The organism is Streptomyces sp. NPDC006610, from assembly GCF_040611575.1.
In the GTDB taxonomy this organism is placed as follows: Bacteria; Actinomycetota; Actinomycetes; order Streptomycetales; family Streptomycetaceae; genus Streptomyces.
In genome coordinates, this window is the sequence record NZ_JBEXOP010000011.1 from 172,159 (window position 1) to 190,750 (window position 18,592).

The window sequence follows — 18,592 nt, forward strand, 5'->3', positions numbered from 1 at the left end:
GGACCCGCAGGGCGGGTCAGTGCGGCTCGGAGAAGCGCAGGTAGCGGGCCGGAACCGCGTCGGTCAGCCAGACGCCGTTGGCGCTGACGTGGAAGACGTGGCCGGCACGGTGCATGGCGGCGGCGTCGACGGTGAGGACGACGGGCCGGCCCCGGCGCGCGCCGACCCGGGTCGCCGTCTCCCGGTCGGCCGACAGGTGCACGGCGTGGCGGCTCATGGGGCGCAGGCCCTCGGCGCGGATGGCGTCCAGGCTGCTCGCGACCGTACCGTGGTAGAGGAACGGCGGCGGCGTCGCCGGTGGCAGCCCGAGGTCGACCTCGACGCTGTGGCCCTGGCTGGCGCGGATCCGGTCGCCCTCGACGGCGAAGCGTTTCTTGTCGTTGGCGGCGACCACATGGTCCAGCTCCTCCCGGCTGAACCGGAACCCGTGCGCCGCCGCCGCGGCGATCAGCGCGTCGATCCCGACCCAGCCGCCCTCGTCGAGGACCAGCCCGATGCGCTCGGGCTGGTGGCGCAGATGCTTGGCGAGGTACTTCGACACCTTCACGGCGCGTCTTTCGTCCATCCCGACAGGGTGCCGAATGAGACGTGGATCACGCACATGATTTTGGACCCGATGTTTGATCCACAGCGAACTCGGGTTATCCACAGGGAAATTGAAGAAACTGTGGACAACCCGCCTTGCTTTTCAGGGTTGTTCGTCGACTCCTGTGACGGATGGGGTCTTTGACGCCAACGCGTCCAACGCCCGTGCCCGCATCTCTCGTTCGGCGGCCAGCGCGATGAACCGCTCGGCGGCCTCCGCGCCAACCAACGCCTCCACCGCCCGCATCGTGTCCGCGGGAACGCGCACGAAACGGGCCTCCTCCGCCGCTGTACCGGCGTCCTTCGCGACCAGGTGGCGGCGCAGGTGGCGCGACGCCAACATCCCCATTGCGCGCGCCAGTTCCGCATCCACCGTCTGCCGTGCGAGGGGACGCATCCGGCGTACCAGGGAGGCCGCCTCGTCGGCGTCCGGGCCGGCCGGTCCGTGCGGGCCCCGCAGATACGGAGCGAGTACGTGCTCGGTGGCGAACTCCAGGAAACGGGACGCCATGTGCTCGACCTGCGTCCTCAACTCCCGCAGATGCCCGGTGATCGCGGACAACGGCACCCCGGCGGCGTGCAACTCCACGGCGACCACCAGCTCTTGCGGGCTCGGTACGACGAACTCCTCCCCGTCGCCCGGGACCTGCTCCAGCACGCCCAGCTCCACCGCCTCGGCGATCGCCGCGTCGTCGGGGGCGTCGCCGCCGAAGCGTTCGGCGAGTTGTGCGCGGGAGATGCGCGCCGGCTCCTCGGTGCTCCACGGACCGTCCGCCTCGGCGATCAGCCCGAGGACGCCGCTCAGACCACGGCCGGTGTCATGGGCGTCCAGCAACTCCTTGATCGAGGCGAGGGTGTAGCCCCGGTCGAGGAGGTCGGCGATCCGGCGGAGCCGGACGAGGTGGGCGTCGGTGTAGGCGCCCGCCCGGCCACGGCGCTCCGGCCTCGGCAGGACGCCGCGATCCTGGTAGGCGCGTATCGTGCGGACCGACGTGCCGGTGAGGTGGGCCAGGTCCTCAATGCGGTAACTCCCGGACGTGCCGCCGCTCATGGCGCCGCCCCGCTCACAGCCGCGGCTCCACCCGGGCCAGCGCCCGCAGCGCCCCCGGCGCGAACCGGGAGAGCAGCCGCCCGCCCCGCGCCTCCCAAGTGATCGCCACGACCGGCTCGTTGCGCGCCACCGCCCGCACGATCGCGGCGGCGACCTTCTCCGGCCGGTAGTTCCGCAGCCCGAAGAGCCTGACGACACGCTGCCGCCGGCGCTTCTCCTCCGCCGCGTCCACCCCCACGAAACGCGCCGTCGACGTGATGCCGGTGTTGACGAAGCCGGGGCAGACCGCGCTCACCCCGATGCCCCGGCCCGCCAACTCCGCGCGCAGGGACTGGCTCAGCATCAGCACCGCCGCCTTCGACGTGCCGTACGCGGGCAGGGTCCGGGTGGGCAAGTACGCCGCCGCGGAGGCGACGTTGACGATGTGGCCGCCCTGCCGGCGCTCGGCCATCTGCCGGCCGAAGAGGCGGCACCCGTGGATCACGCCCCACAGATTCACGTCGAGGACCTGGCGCCAGTCCTCCGCCGTCGTCTCCAGGAACGGCCCGGCCAGCCCGATCCCGGCGTTGTTGACCAGGACGTCCACCACGCCGTACTCGGCGGCGACCTTCCGCGCCAGCTCCTCCATCGCCCGTTCGTCCGACACGTCGGCCGTCTCCGCCCAGGCTTCCCGCGCCCCCGACCGCAGGGCCTCCTCCGCCGTGCGCACCGCGCCCCCGGCGTCCCGGTCGACGGCGATCACCCGGGCCCCGGACGCGGCGAACGCGAGCGCCGTCGCCCGGCCGATCCCCGAGGCCGCGCCGGTGACCAGCACCAGCTGCCCGCCGAACCGGTCGGCGTACCGGCCCGTCGGCGTCGGCCCGCGCCGGCCGCCCTCACCGCCGCCTCCGCCGTTCTCGTGGGCGAGCACGAACTCGCCGATCCAGTCGGCCAGCCGGTCGGGACGGGTGCGCGGGACCCAGTGCTTGGCGGGAAGCGAGCGGCGGGTCAGCCGGGGGACCCAGCGCTCGAGTCCGTCGTAGAGGCTCTTGGAGAGGAAGACGTCGTCCAGCGGCGTGATGAGCTGCACCGGAACGTGCGCGTGCGCGTCCTCGCGGGGTCTGCGCAGCCGGCGCCGGACGTTGTCCCGGTACAGCCATGCCCCGTGCGCCGCGTCCGACGGCAGCGACGAGGTCGGGTAGTCGCCGCGGGGGATGCTCTCCAGACGCTCCAGCAGGCGCGGCCAGCCCTTGCCGAGGGGCCCGCGCCAGGCCAGTTCGGGCAGCACCGGCGTGTGCAGCAGGTAGACGTACCAGGACTTGGCGCCCTGCCCGAGCAGCTGGCCCACCCGCCGTGGCGTGGGGCGCCTGAGCCGTCCGCCGATCCAGTGGCCGAAGTGGTCGAGGCAGGGCCCGGACATCGACGTGAACGACGCGATGCGGCCCTCGGTGCGGCGCACGGTGACGAACTCCCACGACTGCACCGAGCCCCAGTCGTGCCCCACCAGGTGCACCGGACGGTCCGGGCTGACCGCGTCCGCCACGGCCAGGAAGTCGTCCGTCAGCTTCTCCAGCGTGAAGCCGCCGCGCAGCGGACTCGGCGCCGTCGACCGGCCGTGGCCCCGGACGTCGTACAGCACGACATGGAAGCGGCCGGCGAGGCGGGCGGCCACCTCGGACCAGACCTCCTTGCTGTCCGGATAGCCGTGCACCAGCACGACCGTCGGCCGCTCCGGGTCGCCCAGCTCGGCGACGCACAGCTCGACCCCACCGGTCCGCACCCGGCGCTCACGCGCGCCCTCCAGTACCGTCACCAGTCCTCCGCCCCCGGCGCCGAGCCGTCGTCCTTGACATCAGCGAATGTGACAGTCACCGGTGGCCGCGTCAACAGGGCCCCTCCCGCCTGTGGAAAACCCCGGCCCCGCCCGCCTCCCGGCGCGCCCCCTAGACCTCAAGCACGGCTCCCCCCACCGACCCGTACGTCTGAGGTCGGAGACAAGACGGCTCTCCGGGCTGACGACCGGCGTGGTCCGTGTCACTACCGTCGACGTCGTGACTGTGATCGTGACCGAAAGCCTGAGCAAGCGGTTCCCCCGGGTGACCGCGCTTGACCGGCTCTCCGTGGACGTCGGGCCCGGTGTGACCGGACTCGTCGGAGCCAACGGGGCCGGCAAGTCCACACTGATCAAGATCCTGCTGGGTCTGTCCCCCGCGTCCGAGGGCCGTGCCGAGGTGCTCGGACTCGACGTCGCCACCGAGGGCGCCGCCATCCGCGAGCGCGTCGGTTACATGCCCGAGCACGACTGCCTGCCGCCCGACGTCTCGGCCACCGAGTTCGTCGTCCACATGGCGCGCATGTCCGGGCTCCCGCCGACGGCCGCGCGGGAGCGCACCGCGGACACGCTGCGCCACGTCGGCCTCTACGAGGAGCGCTACCGTCCCATCGGCGGCTACTCCACCGGCATGAAGCAGCGCGTCAAGCTGGCCCAGGCCCTCGTCCACGACCCCCGGCTGGTCTTCCTGGACGAGCCGACCAACGGCCTCGACCCGGTCGGCCGCGACGACATGCTCGGCCTGATCCGCCGCATCCACACCGACTTCGGCATCTCCGTGCTGGTCACCTCGCACCTGCTGGGCGAGCTGGAGCGGACCTGCGACCACGTCGTCGTGGTGGACGGCGGAAAGCTGCTGCGCTCCAGCTCCACCACCGACTTCACCCAGATCACCACCACCCTGGCGGTCGAGGTCACCGACTCCGACGAGCACCCCGACGGCACACGCGCGGTGCGCGAGGCGCTGCACGCGCGCGGGGTCGGCGTCGAGGACGGCAGCGGACTGCCCGGCGCCGGCCACGTCCTGCTGCTCACCAGCCAGGGCGAGGAGACGTACGACCTGGTCCGGGACGTGATCGCCGACCTCGGCCTCGGCCTGGTGCGCATGGAACAGCGCCGGCACCACATCTCGGAGGTCTTCCGGACCGACGGGACCGGGGCGGCGGACGCGAACGGCACGAACGGCGACGGACAGCGGAAGGAGGCGGTCGGCCATGGCGGTTGAGCAGCCCCTGACCACCCCCGCGGGCGACCAGTCCCGCATCCACAACATCGGCTACCGCAGCTACGACGGACCCCGCCTCGGCCGCGCCTACGCCCGCCGCTCGCTGTACTCGCAGTCCCTGCGCGGCGCCTACGGACTCGGCCGCTCGGCGAAGACCAAGGTGCTGCCGATGCTGCTGTTCGTGGTGATGTGCGTGCCCGCGGCCATCATGGTCGCCGTCGCCGTCGCCACCAAGGCGAAGGAACTGCCGCTCGAGTACACCGAGTACGCGATCGTGATGCAGGCCGTCATCAGCCTCTACGTCGGCTCCCAGGCGCCGCAGGCCGTCTCGCGGGACCTGCGCTTCAAGACCGTGCCGCTGTACTTCTCCCGGCCGATCGAGACCGCCGACTACGTCCGAGCCAAGTACGCGGCGCTCGCCTCGGCCCTGTTCGTCCTCACCGCGATGCCGCTGCTGGTGCTCTACGTGGGCGCGCTGCTGGCCAAGCTGGACTTCACCGACCAGACGAAGGGATTCGCACAGGGACTCGTCTCGGTGGCACTGCTCTCCCTCCTCCTCGCCGGCATCGGTCTGGTCGTCGCCTCGGTCACCCCGCGCCGCGGCTTCGGCATCGCCGCCGTGATCGCCGTGCTGACCATCAGCTACGGCGCCGTCTCCACGCTCCAGGCCATCGCCGACGCGCAGGGCACCACGGACGCCATCGCCTGGATGGGCCTGTTCTCGCCGACGACCCTCATCGACGGCGTGCAGTCCGCCTTCCTCGGCGCCCCGTCGTCGTACCCGGGCGGCGTGGGCCCGAGCAGCGCGGAGGGCGTCGTCCACGTCCTCGTCACCCTCGGCCTCATCGCCGCCTGCTACGGCCTGATGATCCGCCGCTACAAGAAGGTGGGACTGTGACGACGCTCTCCCTCGACCATGTCTCCCGCTGGTTCGGCAACGTGGTCGCCGTCAACGACATCACCATGACCATCGGCCCCGGCGTCACCGGTCTGCTCGGCCCCAACGGCGCCGGCAAGTCCACCCTGATCAACATGATGGGCGGCTTCCTCGCCCCCTCCACCGGCACCGTCACCCTCGACGGACAGCAGGTCTGGCGCAACGAGGACATCTACCGGCACATCGGCATCGTCCCCGAGCGGGAGGCGATGTACGACTTCCTCACCGGCCGCGAGTTCGTCGTCGCCAACGCCGAACTGCACGGCCTCGGCGCCAAGGCCGCCCAGAAGGCGCTGGCCACCGTCGAGATGGAGTACGCGCAGGACCGCAAGATCGCCACGTACTCCAAGGGCATGCGCCAGCGCGTGAAGATGGCGTCCGCGCTGGTCCACGAGCCGTCGCTGCTGCTGCTGGACGAGCCGTTCAACGGCATGGACCCGCGCCAGCGCATGCAGCTGATGGACCTGCTGCGGCGGATGGGCGACGAGGGCCGCACGGTGCTGTTCTCCTCCCACATCCTGGAGGAGGTCGAGCAGCTCGCCCGCCACATCGAGGTCGTCGTCGCCGGACGGCACGCGGCCAGCGGCGACTTCCGCAGAATCCGCCGCCTGATGACCGACCGGCCGCACCGCTACCTGGTGCGCTCCAGCGACGACCGGGCCCTGGCCGCCGCGCTGATCGCAGACCCGTCGACGTCCGGCATCGAGGTGGACCTCGCGGAGGGCGCACTGCGCATCCAGGCCGTCGACTTCGGCCGTTTCACCGCTCTGCTGCCGCGGGTGGCGAAGGACCACGGCATCCGTCTGCTGACGGTCTCGCCGTCCGACGAGTCCCTCGAGTCCGTGTTCTCTTACCTGGTCACGGCGTAGGAGGCCGAAAAATGTACGACCCCACAGTCGCCCGGCTCACCTACCGGGCCCTGCTCGGCCGCCGCCGGGCCCTCATCCTCGGCGGACTCCCGCTGCTGCTCATCGTCATCTCCGTGGTGGTCCGCGCCCTCACCGGCGCCGACGACCAGACCGCGGCCGACCTGCTCGGCGGGATCGCGCTCGCCACCATGGTGCCGATCATCGGCGTCATCGCGGGCACCGGCGCGATCGGCCCGGAGATCGACGACGGCTCCGTGGTGTACCTGCTGTCCAAGCCGCTGAAACGGCCGACGATCATCTTCACCAAGCTGATCGTCGCGGTCGCCGTCACGATGGTCTTCTCCGCGGTGCCCACGCTCGTCGCGGGCCTGATCCTCAACGGCAACGGCCAGCAGATCGCGGTCGCCTACACGGTGGCCGCACTGGTCGCCTCCATCGCGTACGCGGCGCTGTTCCTGCTGCTGGGCACGGTGTCCCGGCACGCCGTGGTCTTCGGCCTCGTCTACGCGCTGGTGTGGGAGGCGCTGTTCGGCTCCCTGGTGCCGGGCGCCCGCACGCTCAGCGTCCAGCAGTGGTCGCTGGCCGTCGCCCACAAGGTCGGCGACGGCTCGCTCATCACCTCCGACGTGGGGCTGACGACGGCGACGGTGCTGCTGGTGGCGGTCACGGTGCTGGCCACCTGGTTCGCCGGCCAGAAGCTGCGGACGCTGACGCTGGCGGGCGAGGAGTAGGCCCCGCACGCGGGGGCGGGTCCGCCGGTGGGCCGGGGCGTCGGGGGGCGTCCCGGCCGAGTCGGGGCCGCCTCCCGGCCGGCCACGTTCCGGTGGTGCGGCCGGTCTCCATGGCTGCGACCTGTCTCCATGGGTGCTACCTCTCCCAGTGGACGCGGCTTCCCATGGACAGCGGCCCGTCTTAATGAGTGGCGGCCGGCCCGGCGGCACCGGCACAGTGGTGGCACCGGTAACGCCGGGTCCTCCGGCCTGCCGGCAGGGCAGCCGACGGCGGCCTCCGGAGCAGCGCCGACGCTCCGTCGAGACCGCCGCGCACGGGGGGCTGCCCGGGGGCGGCCGCTTCGAGCACGCGGGCACATGCCCGCGTGGGCCGCCCTTTCCGCCGTTCCCGCGTGTGCGCCGTTCGCTCCGACCGTTCCCGTCCGGCCCGTCAGGCCGCCGATCCCGGGCGTCTCGGCCGATCGCCCCGGTCCGTCCGTCAGGCCGCCGATCCCCGGCGTCTCGGCCGACCGCCTCGGTCCAGTCCTGTCACCGGTCCGGGCCGTCTCAGCCGGCCGCCACGCCCGCGTCCAGCAGCCGTTCCAGCACGACCGCGATCCCGTCCTCCTCGTTGGAGGACGTCACTTCGTCCGCCACGGCCTTCAGCTCCTCGTGGGCGTTGGCCATCGCCACGCCGTGCTCCGCCCAGCCGAACATCGGGACGTCGTTGGGCATGTCGCCGAACGCGATGGTCTGCGCGGCCTTCATACCGAGGCGCCGGGCCGCCAGCGAGAGCCCCGTGGCCTTGGACAGGCCCAGCGGCAGCAGTTCCACTATGCCCTCGCCGGCCATGGCGACGGTGACGAAGCCGCCCGCGGACCGGCGGGCCGCCTCGGCCAGCTCGTCGTCCGTCAGCGTCGGATGCTGGATGTAGATCTTGTTGAGCGGCGCGGCCCACAGGTCCGCCGCGTCCGTGAAGGGCGTAGCGGGCAGCCTGCCGACGACCGCGTACCCCGGCCCGACCAGCACCTCGCCGTCCAGCCCGTCCCGGCTCGCCGCCAGATACAGCGGACCCACCTCGGCCTCGATCTTGGCCAGGGCCACCCCGGCGAGCTGCCGGTCGAGCGTCACCGACGTCAGCAGGCGGTGCTCACCGGCGTCGTACACCTGCGCGCCCTGTCCGCAGACGGCGAGGCCCCGGTATCCGAGGTCGTCCAGGATGTGCCGGGTCCAGGGGACCGCGCGCCCGGTGACGACGATGTGCGCGGCGCCCGCCGCGGTGGCCGCGGCGAGCGCGTCCCGGGTGCGCCGCGAGACCGACTCGTCGGAGCGCAGCAGTGTGCCGTCGAGATCGGTGGCGACGAGCCGGTAGGGGAAGGCGGCGCTCACTTGGCGACCGGCTCCAGCACCTCTCGGCCGCCGAGGTAGGGGCGCAGCACCTCGGGCACGTACACCGAGCCGTCGGCCTGCTGGTGGTTCTCCAGGATCGCCACGATGGTGCGCGGCACGGCGCACAGGGTGCCGTTGAGCGTGGCCAGCGGGCGCACCTGCTTGCCCTCGCGGTAGCGGATCTGCAGCCGGCGGGACTGGAACTCGGTGCAGTCCGACGTCGACGTCAGCTCGCGGTACTTGCCCTGCGTCGGGATCCACGCCTCGCAGTCGAACTTGCGCGCGGCCGAGGAGCCGAGGTCGCCCGAGGCCACGTCGATGACGCGGAACGGCAGCTCCAGCGCGCTCAGCCACTGCTTCTCCCAGGCGAGCAGCCGCTGGTGCTCGGCCTGCGAGTCCTCCGGCGCGACGTAGGAGAACATCTCGACCTTGTCGAACTGGTGCACGCGGAAGATGCCGCGGGTGTCCTTGCCGTGCGAGCCGGCCTCGCGGCGGAAACAGGGCGAGAAGCCCGCGTAGCGCAGCGGGAGCCGCTCGGCGTCGAGGATCTCGTCCATGTGGTAGGCGGCGAGCGCGACCTCGGAGGTGCCGACCAGGTAGAGGTCGTCGGCCGGGAGGTGGTAGACGTCCTGCGCGGCCTGGCCGAGGAAGCCGGTGCCGGCCATCGACTGCGGGCGGACCAGCGCCGGGGTCAGCATCGGCGTGAAGCCGGCCTCGCCGGCCTGCGCCATCGCGGCGTTGACCAGGGCCAGTTCCAGCAGCGCGCCGACGCCGGTGAGGAAGTAGAAGCGCGATCCGGAGACCTTGGCGCCCCGCTCGACGTCGATGGCGCCGAGCAGCTGGCCGAGCTCCAGGTGGTCCCTGGGCTCGAAGCCCTCGGCGGCGAAGTCGCGGATCGTGCCGTGCGTCTCCAGGGTGACGAAGTCCTCCTCGCCGCCCACGGGCACGTCCGGGTGGACGAGGTTGCCCAGCTTGAGGAGCAGCTCCTGGGTCTCGGCGTCGGCCGCGTCGCGCTCGGCGTCGGCGGCCTTGACGTCGGCGGCGAGCTGGCTCGCCTTCTTCAGCAGCTCGGCCTTCTCGTCCCCGGCGGCCTTGGGGATCAGCTTGCCGAGCGACTTCTGCTCGGCGCGCAGCTCGTCGAAGCGGACGCCGGACGACCTGCGCCGCTCGTCGGCGGACAGGAGGGCGTCGACGAGCGCGACGTCCTCTCCTCGGGCGCGCTGGGACGCGCGCACACGGTCGGGGTCCTCACGGAGCAGGCGAAGGTCAATCACGGGATCAAGGCTACCGGTGCGGGGTGAGCGCTCACGACTCACTATTCCGAGGTGCGGCTTCCGTCAGGGTATGCGTTAATTGTCCACCGCAGTCAATAAAGATCTTGCCGGTACCCGGATCGAAGCAGCCGGAAGGCGGCCGGTTGACCGGATTCCCTTGTGGGCACCCGGACTTGGCGCCCTTCTCGTCCACAGGGGTGGGCTTGGATCCACATCCCGCGAAAAGTTATCCACAGGCTGTGCGGAAGATCTGTGGACTTCCGAATTGGCCGCCATTGATCACCCCGCAAGTGCGGGACGACCTCGAAGATTCCCGGCGGAAACTCCCCTTACGCTCACGTTCGAGTGGAAATGAGTCGCCCCAAAGGGTTATCCGAAGGAAAAGAGTGGACGACGGGCTCCCGGCCCCCCGGTGGCCGGCCCAAGGCGCCGCAGACTGATTTGTCGACTCGACCCCCTGTCGCTGTCGACTTGTCCCCAGGTCGAGAAGCGGACCTGTGGATAACTTCTGTGGATAACGAAAATATGCAGGTAGGACCAGTGTTGCAGGCGGGACGAGGGTGCACGCAGGGGCAGCTGTGACCCCTGTGGCTCCTGCCACCAGTGCTACTGGAACCGGCCGTCCTGGCAGCGCGCCACCCAGTCGGACGCGGCGACGAACTCGGCGTCCGACGTCCCCGGCAACGGCGGCCGCAGATCCCCGGCGACCGCGTCCGCGCGCGGATACGAGCCCAGGAACCGCACCTGGAGGCAGATCCGCTTCAGCCCCATCAGCGCCTCGGCCACCCGCCGGTCGGAGATGTGCCCCTCGGCGTCGACGCAGAAGCAGTAGTTGCCGATGCCCGCGCCCGTGGGCCGGGACTGCAGCAGCATCAGGTTGATGCCCCGGGTCGCGAACTCGCCCAGCAGATCCCGCAGCGCGCCCGGATGGTCGTCGCGCTGCCACAGCACCACCGACGTCTTGTCCGCACCCGTCGGCGCGGCCGGCCGGGCCGGGCGGCCCACCAGCACGAACCGCGTCTGCGCGTTCTCCGCGTCGTGGATCTCGGTCTCCAGCGCCTCCAGACCGTACCGGGCGGCGGCGAACTCGCCCGCGAAGGCGGCGTCGTAGCGGCCCTCCTGCACCAGGCGGGCGCCGTCCGCGTTGGAGGCGGCCGACTCCCAGGCGGCGTCCGGCAGATGGGCCTGCAGCCAGTTGCGGACCTGCGGCTGCGCGGCCGGGTGGGCGGTGACCGTCTTGATGTCGGACAGCTTGGTGCCCGGCCTGACCAGCAGCGCGAAGGTGATCGACAGCAGCACCTCGCGGTAGATCATCAGCGGCTCGCCCGCGACCAGCTCGTCGAGGGTCGTGGTGATGCCGCCCTCGACGGAGTTCTCGATCGGCACGAACGCGGCCTCGGCCTCGCCGCCGCGCACCGCGTCCAGGGCGGACTGCACCGAGACGTACGGGATCAGCTCCCGGGTCGCCGCCTCCGGAAGCGTGCGCAGGGCGACCTCGGTGAAGGTGCCCTCGGGACCGAGATAGGCATAGCTCGCTGGCATGACCTCACCCTAATGGGCTCGCGGCCGGGCGGACCGCCCGTCTCACGAGGACTCCTCCGGAGGGTGATTCCGGGCCGTTCTCACCCCTCCAGCAGGGCCTGCCCCACATACTCGCCCTCCGCCGCCCCGCCCGGCACCGCGAACAGCCCGCTCGCCTCGTGCCGGACGAACCTCGACAGCGCGTCCCCGCGGTCCAGCTTCCGCTGCACGGTGACGAAGCCGCGCAGCGGATCCGCCTGCCAGCAGATGAACAGCAGCCCCGCGTCCGGCGTGCCGTCCGCGTCGAAGCCGTCGTGGTACGAGAACGGCCGCCGCAGCATCGCCGCGCCGCCGTTCTGGTCGGGCCGTGTGATGCGCGCGTGCGCGTTGACGGGCACGAGCGGATCGCCGGCGGCGTCGGTCTTCTCCAAGTCCATCTCGGTCATCTCGCCGCCCCCGGACAGCGGCGCCCCGTCGGACTTGCGGCGCCCGATGACGGCCTCCTGCTCCTTGAGCGAGAGCCGCTCCCAGTCGTCGAGGAGCATGCGGATGCGGCGTACGACGGCATAGGAGCCGCCCGCCATCCACGCGGGGTGGTCGGGGCCGGACTCCGGGACGAAGATCCGCTGTTCGAAGTCGGGTTCCGTCGGCTTGGGGTTGCGGGTGCCGTCGACCTGGCCCATGAGGTTGCGAGTGGTCATGGGGTGCGCGGTGGCGCCCGGGGACCGGTTGAAGCCGTTCATCTGCCAGCGGACCCTGGCCGCGCCGCCCGCGTCCTTCTGGATGGCGCGCAGGGCGTGGAAGGCGACCAGGGCGTCGTTCGCGCCGATCTGCACCCACAGGTCGCCGTTGCTGCGGGTCTTGTCGAGCCGGTCGGAGGAGAAGTCGGGCAGCGGGTCGAGGGCGACCGGGCGCCGCCCCTCCAGTCCGGTGCGGGCGAAGAAGCTGTGCCCGAAGCCGAAGGTGACGGTCAGCGAGGAGGGGCCGGCGTCGCGGGCCACGTCCGTGTCGTCCTGCGTGGCCGGCTCGCCGGCCATCAATCGGCGTGCCGTTTCCGACCAGCGGCGCAGCAGGGCCGCCGCCTCCTTGCGGCCCGCGCCGGCCGCGAGGTCGAAGGCGACGAGGTGGCCGCGGGCCTGCATCGGGGTGGTGATGCCGGGCTGGTGTTTCCCGTGGAACGGCACCTGCTCGGCGCCGAGCGAGGCGAGCGGGGTCGCCTGCGAGGGCGCCGCCGCGTACCCGGCGGCGGCGCCCGCCGCGCCGAGCACCAGCCCGGTGGCCCCGGCGGTGCCGAGCACCTGGCGCCGGGACAGGCCGGCGCCGGCGCCGCGGTTCTCCGGGGACGCCGGTGCGGAGGCGACGGCGGTGGCGGAGGGCCGGGACTTCGCCGCGGCGACGCCCCGCCGGCCCGCCGTGCCGCTCGCGGTGGTGTCCGCGGTGCTGTTCGCGGCCCTGCCCGGTGCCCTGCCCGGAGCCTTGCCCGATGCGGTGCCCGGGGTCTGGTCCGCGGCCCTGCCCGTTGTCCTGTCAGCCATCGTGGTTCGTTCAGCCGATCTTCGCGTTCTTGGAGACGGTCACCTGGTCGACGTCCGAGGTCCGCACGGTCACGGCGACCTCCCAGTCGCCCGCCATGGGGATCTGCACACCGCTCGCCGTCCAGTGTCCGGTGGTGATGCGGTCGGGGACGACGGGCAGCGGCCCGAGGTCCTGGGCCTCAAGGGTGAAGGCGATCTTCAGTTCGGGCACGTCGAAGGCCTGCCCGTCGGGCCGCTCCGCGTAGACGTGCAGGGTGTTGGCGCCCGTCCGGGCGGGGGTGACGTCGATGCGGACGACGCCCTTGCCGTCCTTGCCGCCGGTGTCGAAGGCCAGGTCCAGGGTCACCACGCCGTTCGCGGGTGCCGACGGGGACGAGGACGGCGAGGACGACTGCGCCGCCGACGTGGCCGCCGCGGCCTCCTCCGCCGTGCGCCCCGGCTCGGTGGACGTCAGCATCGTGGTCACCGTCAGCAGCACGGCCGCGATCCCGGCCTCGGCCAGCACCGAGCGGCGCAGCCCGAACCTGCCGGGGTCGGCGTCCCGCGCCCGCTTCCGCCGGGCGGCGTCCATCGCGGCCCGCTGCCGGGCGAGCTGAGCGGCCCGCTCGGAGCCCGGGCCGTCGGCGTCCCGCGCACCGCCCTCCCCGGCCTCCGCCACGGCCACGGATCCCACGGCGACGGGCTCGTCGGCCTCGGCCCCGGACGCCCCGGAGACCTCGGCCCCGGACGCCCCCGAAGCCTCCGCCCCGGACTCCGCCGTGCTCGAAACCGGCGACGCCTCCGTCACCGGCTGCTCCGCCAGCCGCCGCGTCCACCGGCGCGAGGTGTACGCCACGCCCACGATCAGCGCCACGAGCCCGATCTTCACCAGCAGCAGCTGCCCGTACCGGGTGTCCGTGAAGGCCGACCAGGTGCCGACCTGACGCCAGGTCTGGTAGACGCCGGTCGCGGCCAGGGTGACCACGCAGCCGTAGGCGATCCGCGAGAAGCGCCGTACGGCGGCCGTCTCCAGCGGGATGCCGGCGGGCGCGCGGTACAGGGACAGCAGCAGCGCGGTCAGACCGCCGAGCCAGGTGGCGACCGCCAGCAGGTGGACGATGTCCACCGGCATCGCGATGCCCGTTTGAATGCCGGTCGAGGCGTGCTCGGACATCGCCCAGGTCGCCGCGATCCCGGCCGCCACGACACCCCCGCCGAGCGCCAGCCCGAAGGTCAGGTCCCGTTTCTCCTCGTCGTCCCGCTTCTCGTACGTCCCGAAGAGCACGGCGATGAACAGCGCCGCCGCCGCGAGCAGCAGCAGCCGGGACACCAGTGCCGCGCCCGTCCTGGTCTGGAGCACGTCGCCGAGCAGGTCCGGGTCGATGACGTCGCCGAGCTTCCCGGACGTCGTGTACGAGCCGCGCAGCAGCAACAGGGCCAGCGTCGACGCGGTGAGCGTCAGCCACCCGGCGACGACCAGCCGCTGCACCGCCCGCACGCCGGCGCCGCGCGGCCAGCAGGCCAGCACGAAGGCGGAGCCGCCGGCCAGCACGATGAACCCGGCGTACGACAGATACCGCCCGACCGCGTACGCCCGGCCCACGACCCCGCCGTCCGCCGACTGCTCGGACACCGTGACGGAGGTGGCGGAGGGCGCGCCGATGGAGAAGGTGAAGGCGCCGGCGACGGGATGGCTGTCGGCGGACACGACCTGGTACGACACCGTGTAGGTGCCGTCGGGCAGCCCCGAGTGCAGCCGCACGGCGTACGTCGTGCCGCCGCTGTTGACGGCCTCGCCGGTGTCGGCCCGCTCGCCCTTGGGGTCGAGGACGCGCAGGGAGTCGTCGGAGAGCGAGACTGCCTCGGAGAAGGTCAGCGAGACCTGTACGGGGGCCTTGTCGACCACCGCCCCCTGCCGGGGGTCGCTGCCGGTCAGCGCGGCGTGCGCGGAGGCCGGCGTGGCGCCCGACAGGAGCAGGCCGACGGCGGCCAGGAGCAGCAGTGCCAGGCTCCGGACGCGGGGGGCGATGGTCTGCGTCAAGGTGGTCCCTCCCTCAGTGCGCGGTCTTCGGGCTGTACGTCGCCGGCTTGACCGGCATCTTCACCGTGACGGTTCCGGATTCGGCGAACCGCAGTTCGACGGTGACGGTCTCTCCTTGCCTGGGCTTGCGGGTGAGCTGTTCGAACATCAGGTGGTTGCCGCCGCTCTCCAGCACGAGCCTGCCGCCCGCCGGGACGGTGAGCCGGTCCACCCGCCGCATGGCCTGCCCGACGGTCTCGTGCACGGTCACCTCGCCGACGTCGCTGTGCGCGGACGTCAGCCGGTCGGCCGTACCGCCCTCGTTGACGATCGTCAGGAAGCCCGCGGCCAGGGAGTCGGACACCGGCTGCGGCATGTAGGCGGAGCTGACGGAGATCCGCGGGGCGCTCCCGCCGGAGCCGGAGTCCGTGCCGGAGCAGCCGGCCGCGGCCAGGGCCAGGGCCGCGGCGAGCGTCCCCGCGAGCACCGGCTCCCGGACCGTCCGGCGCCTCACGGGTTCTTCCCCTCGACGATCCTGGGAAGGTCCTTGATGTAGTCGTCGACGGTGGCGTCCTCCCCGTACAGCACGTACCCCGCGTCGGTCTTCGGCGAGAACGCGATGACCTGGGTGCCGTGCATGGAGACGATCTCGCCCTTCTCCTTGTGCGGGGGGTCGATCGAGATGCCGACGGTCCGGGCGCCGGCCTGGATGGCGTCGAAGTCGCCGGACAGCCCGACCACGTCGGCGTCGATGCCCTTGAGCCACTTGCCGAGCGCGGCCGGGGTGTCCCGCTCGGGGTCGGTGGTGACGAACACGACCCGCAGCGCGTCCTGCTGCGCCGGGGACAGCCGCTTCTTGGCGACCGCGATGTTGTTCATCGTCAGCGGGCACACGTCGGGGCAGTTGGTGTAGCCGAAGTAGAGCAGCGTCGGCCTGCCGGCGGTCTCCTTGCGGAGGTCGTACTCCTCGCCCTCCGTGTCGGTCAGGACGAGGTCGGGCTTGTCGAACGGCTGGTCGAGGACGGTGGCCGCCTTGTCGGAACCGGGCTCCTCGGAGACCACGGAGACGGGGGTGCCGCCGGATTCGTCGTCGCCGCTGCCGCAGGCGGAGAGGGTCAGGGTGGCCGCGGCGAGCAGCGCCGCCGCGGCGAGGGTCTTGGTGCGCATAGAAAAATGTCCCAGATGTGAGGTGCACGGCGTGCGCCGGGGTCGACCCGGCGCACGCCGTCATGGAGCGAGGGCTCAGGCGGTGGTCCGACGCCGCCCGGCCAGCACCCCGTACGCGACGCCGGCGGCGCCGACGACGATGCCGATGATGCCGAGGACGCGGGCGGTGGTGTCGGTGTCGTCGCTGGACCCGGCGTCGGCCGAGGCGTTGGCTGCGTCGGCCGTGTCGTCGGCCTCGGCCTCGGCCTCGGCGCCGGAGGTGGGCTCCGACGCCGCCTCCGACTCGGCGGCGTCGTCGTCCGAGCCGCTGGAGCCGTGACCGTCGGCGGCCTCCGACAGGGCGAGCACGGGCGCCGGGCTGTCGGGCTCCTCCTGGCCCTCCTGCGGGACCTCGATCCAGCGGACGACCTCCTTGTTGGAGTACGTCTGCACGGCCTTGAAGACCAGTTCGTCGGCGTCCTCGGGCAGCTGGCCGACGGAGACCGGGAACTTCTGCATGAAGCCGGGCCGGACGCCGTCGCCCTCGGCGGTCCAGGTGATCTTGCTGACGGCCTCGGTGATCTGCCGGCCGTGGACCTCGAGCGGCTTGTCCAGCTTGGCCTTGTCGACCTTGACGTCCCAGCCGGCGACGGGCACCGGCAGCGCCGAGGCCAGCGGGTGGTCGGCCGGGAAGGTGATCTCGAGCTTGACCGTCGAGGCGTTGTCGCGCTCGTTGGGGACGCGGAAGTCGACCACCGCGTAACCGCCCTTGGCGGCGGTGCCCTCGGGCTGCACGGTGACGTGCGCGAGCGCGGGGGAGGACAGCACGACGACGGTCGAGGCGGCGACGGCGCAGGCGGCGGCGAGACGGAAAAGCTTCATGGTGGTGGGCACTCCACTTCGAATGAGGTAGTCCGGTGAACGCACGGAGGTACGCGCGACGGCGCCCTCCGGCTCCCGGACCCGCGGGAAGCGCGGTGGAGCGGACGGTCGCGTCGCGTCAGGCGGCGAGGCCGAACGAGCCGTACGCGCCGCGGGGGCGGTACGGGCCGTACGACGGCTCCGCGGCCGGCGGACCGCGCCGGATCACCGTGTGCTGGAGTGCGGTGGTACGGGGCTCGGGCCGGGTCGGCTCGGGCGCGCGCAGGAGGCGCGGACCGGCGTCCGGCGTGGTCGGGAGCCCGGCGCACAGGGCGCGCACCAGGGCGAGAGCCCCGCGCAGCGCCCGTACGAGCGCCCCCTCGGCGACGGAGTGCGCCGAGTGCGCGGACAGTTCGGCGAGCCTCAGCAGGGCGAGGTCGCCGCGCCGCAGCACCCACCCCGCGACGACGGCCGCGAGAACGTGGCCGAGCAGCATGGGCAGGGACGGCAGCAGCGCCCCCGAGGCGTCGGCGGCCGTGGACACGGCGTCCGCCGCAGGCCGGTGCCCCGTGTGCGGGACGGCCCCGGGATAGAGCCGGGCGTCGGTGAGGACGCGCTGGGCCTGCGTCGGGCTGATCGCCGCCGCGGTGGTCCCGCACAGCAAACGCGCGGCCTGTTCCACGAGCGCCGCGTCGGACACCGCGCCCGCGGAGGCCGCCGGAGCCGGGACGGGGGCCGCCCCGTGCTGCCCCAGGCCGAACAGCATGTGCAGCAGCCCCTGCGCGAGTGCGAGCAGCGCCGCGATGCCCGGCAGCGAGCGCTCCCGCCCGCAGAACGGCACGGCGACCGCGAAGACCCCGAGGAAGCCGGCGCCCAGCGTCCACGCCGGGACCGACGCGTGGGACGCCAGGGCGTGCCCCACTCCGGCCAGCACGACGCAGACCGCGGCGAACACCGCGGCCCGCAGGGTCCGGAGTCCGGCTCCGGAGCGCGCCGTGCACGGGTGGGGGGCAGTCATGGCGGGGACATCATCGCACCGGCCGCGCCCGTTGCCTACGGCCGGGTCACACCTGCCTCACATACACCGGCCGCCCCTCGCGCGCTTCTGCCATATGGGCGGCGTCACCTCGCCGGCGCGCTTACGCACGGCCACGGGCGGTAATACGTAACGGTATGTCGAGCCGCGGCCAGGAGGCTGGAGCATGAGCATCTGGTGGTCACTCCATCTGCGGCGCGAGGCTGCCAGCGTGCCGCTCGCCCGGCGTCTGCTGCTGGGCACGATGGAGACCGCGGGCGTGGACCCCGACATCTCCTACGACCTGTCCGTCGCCCTCACCGAGGCCTGCGCGAACGCCGTGGAGCACGGCGGCGGGGGGCAGGACCGCTCCTGCTCGGGCGCCTACCGCGTCACCGCCTACCTCGACGGCGAGAAGTGCCGCATCGAGGTCACCGACTCGGGACCCGGCTTCGGCCGCTCCGAGGTGCGCACCCTCTCCCCCCGCCCGGACGCCGAGCACGGCCGCGGCCTGTGCCTCATCGAACAGCTGGCGGACCACGTCCACATCGGCGACAAGCCGGACCGGTCCGGCGCGGTGGTGAGCTTCGACAAGATCCTCAAGTGGCGGGAGGACGCCCCCCTGGTGGCGGCGTCCTGACCCGCGTCCCCGAGGCGGTGCGGCC

Annotated in this window: 17 protein-coding genes; 5 read left to right on the forward strand and 12 right to left on the reverse strand. The window is 72.7% G+C overall.

Going from position 1 to position 18,592, the window contains the following annotated elements:
- Window positions 1–16: 16 nt before the first annotated feature.
- The 3 genes from ABZY13_RS12045 to ABZY13_RS12055 form a co-directional block, all read right to left on the reverse strand.
- Window positions 17–565, reverse strand: coding sequence for an RNA 2'-phosphotransferase (locus ABZY13_RS12045; RefSeq protein ID WP_356629471.1), 549 nt, complete (start codon window positions 563–565; stop codon window positions 17–19).
- 123 nt (window positions 566–688) lie between these two features.
- Window positions 689–1,636 carry a MerR family transcriptional regulator gene (locus tag ABZY13_RS12050; protein WP_356629473.1) on the reverse strand — a complete coding sequence of 316 codons (948 nt, stop codon included), beginning with the start codon at window positions 1,634–1,636 and terminating at the stop codon, window positions 689–691.
- Between the two features lie 13 nt (window positions 1,637–1,649).
- Entirely contained in the window at window positions 1,650–3,428 is a 1,779-nt protein-coding gene (locus tag ABZY13_RS12055) for an SDR family oxidoreductase (protein WP_356629475.1), read from the reverse strand.
- Between the two features lie 244 nt (window positions 3,429–3,672).
- On the opposite strand from ABZY13_RS12055, the gene ABZY13_RS12060 reads away from it, so the two are divergent.
- Genes ABZY13_RS12060 through ABZY13_RS12075 form a run of 4 tightly spaced genes read left to right on the forward strand, consistent with a single transcriptional unit; the run spans window position 3,673 to window position 7,208 of the window.
- Entirely contained in the window at window positions 3,673–4,671 is a 999-nt protein-coding gene (locus tag ABZY13_RS12060) for an ABC transporter ATP-binding protein (protein ID WP_356629531.1), read from the forward strand.
- A complete protein-coding gene (locus ABZY13_RS12065; protein WP_356629477.1) occupies window positions 4,661–5,569 on the forward strand; it encodes an ABC transporter permease in 909 nt (302 codons plus the stop codon). The genes ABZY13_RS12060 and ABZY13_RS12065 overlap by 11 nt, the downstream gene beginning before the upstream one ends.
- Window positions 5,566–6,477, forward strand: a complete 912-nt coding sequence (locus tag ABZY13_RS12070) for an ABC transporter ATP-binding protein (RefSeq protein WP_356629479.1) — start codon at window positions 5,566–5,568, stop codon at window positions 6,475–6,477. The genes ABZY13_RS12065 and ABZY13_RS12070 overlap by 4 nt, the downstream gene beginning before the upstream one ends.
- 11 nt (window positions 6,478–6,488) lie before the next feature.
- Window positions 6,489–7,208: an ABC transporter permease gene (locus tag ABZY13_RS12075; protein ID WP_356629481.1), complete on the forward strand. Its 720-nt coding sequence runs from the start codon at window positions 6,489–6,491 to the stop codon at window positions 7,206–7,208.
- A gap of 546 nt (window positions 7,209–7,754) precedes the next feature.
- Here ABZY13_RS12075 and ABZY13_RS12080 read toward each other — a convergent pair.
- The 9 genes from ABZY13_RS12080 to ABZY13_RS12120 form a co-directional block, all read right to left on the reverse strand.
- On the reverse strand, window positions 7,755–8,576 hold the full coding sequence (locus ABZY13_RS12080; RefSeq protein ID WP_356629483.1) for an HAD family hydrolase: 822 nt from the start codon (window positions 8,574–8,576) through the stop codon (window positions 7,755–7,757).
- Window positions 8,573–9,850, reverse strand: a complete 1,278-nt coding sequence (gene serS / locus ABZY13_RS12085) for a serine--tRNA ligase (protein WP_356629485.1) — start codon at window positions 9,848–9,850, stop codon at window positions 8,573–8,575. Before serS ends, ABZY13_RS12080 begins: the two co-directional genes overlap by 4 nt.
- Window positions 9,851–10,456: 606 nt before the next feature.
- The gene (pheA, locus tag ABZY13_RS12090; RefSeq protein ID WP_356629487.1) at window positions 10,457–11,392 is read right to left on the reverse strand and encodes a prephenate dehydratase; all 936 of its coding nucleotides are present in this window, start codon (window positions 11,390–11,392) and stop codon (window positions 10,457–10,459) included.
- 80 nt (window positions 11,393–11,472) lie between these two features.
- A complete protein-coding gene (gene efeB, locus ABZY13_RS12095) occupies window positions 11,473–12,906 on the reverse strand; it encodes an iron uptake transporter deferrochelatase/peroxidase subunit (RefSeq protein ID WP_356629489.1) in 1,434 nt (477 codons plus the stop codon).
- Window positions 12,907–12,916: 10 nt separating this feature from the next.
- Window positions 12,917–14,926, reverse strand: coding sequence for a copper resistance protein CopC (locus ABZY13_RS12100; RefSeq protein WP_356629491.1), 2,010 nt, complete (start codon window positions 14,924–14,926; stop codon window positions 12,917–12,919).
- A gap of 13 nt (window positions 14,927–14,939) precedes the next feature.
- Entirely contained in the window at window positions 14,940–15,419 is a 480-nt protein-coding gene (locus ABZY13_RS12105) for a copper chaperone PCu(A)C (RefSeq protein WP_356629493.1), read from the reverse strand.
- Window positions 15,416–16,072: an SCO family protein gene (locus ABZY13_RS12110; RefSeq protein ID WP_356629495.1), complete on the reverse strand. Its 657-nt coding sequence runs from the start codon at window positions 16,070–16,072 to the stop codon at window positions 15,416–15,418. The genes ABZY13_RS12105 and ABZY13_RS12110 overlap by 4 nt, the downstream gene beginning before the upstream one ends.
- 75 nt (window positions 16,073–16,147) lie before the next feature.
- Window positions 16,148–16,933, reverse strand: coding sequence for a YcnI family protein (locus ABZY13_RS12115; RefSeq protein WP_356629497.1), 786 nt, complete (start codon window positions 16,931–16,933; stop codon window positions 16,148–16,150).
- A gap of 118 nt (window positions 16,934–17,051) precedes the next feature.
- Window positions 17,052–17,930, reverse strand: coding sequence for a hypothetical protein (locus tag ABZY13_RS12120; RefSeq protein ID WP_356629499.1), 879 nt, complete (start codon window positions 17,928–17,930; stop codon window positions 17,052–17,054).
- 184 nt (window positions 17,931–18,114) lie between these two features.
- Between ABZY13_RS12120 and ABZY13_RS12125 the strand changes: the two genes are divergently transcribed.
- Window positions 18,115–18,567, forward strand: coding sequence for an ATP-binding protein (locus tag ABZY13_RS12125; protein ID WP_356629501.1), 453 nt, complete (start codon window positions 18,115–18,117; stop codon window positions 18,565–18,567).
- Window positions 18,568–18,592 lie beyond the last annotated feature (25 nt).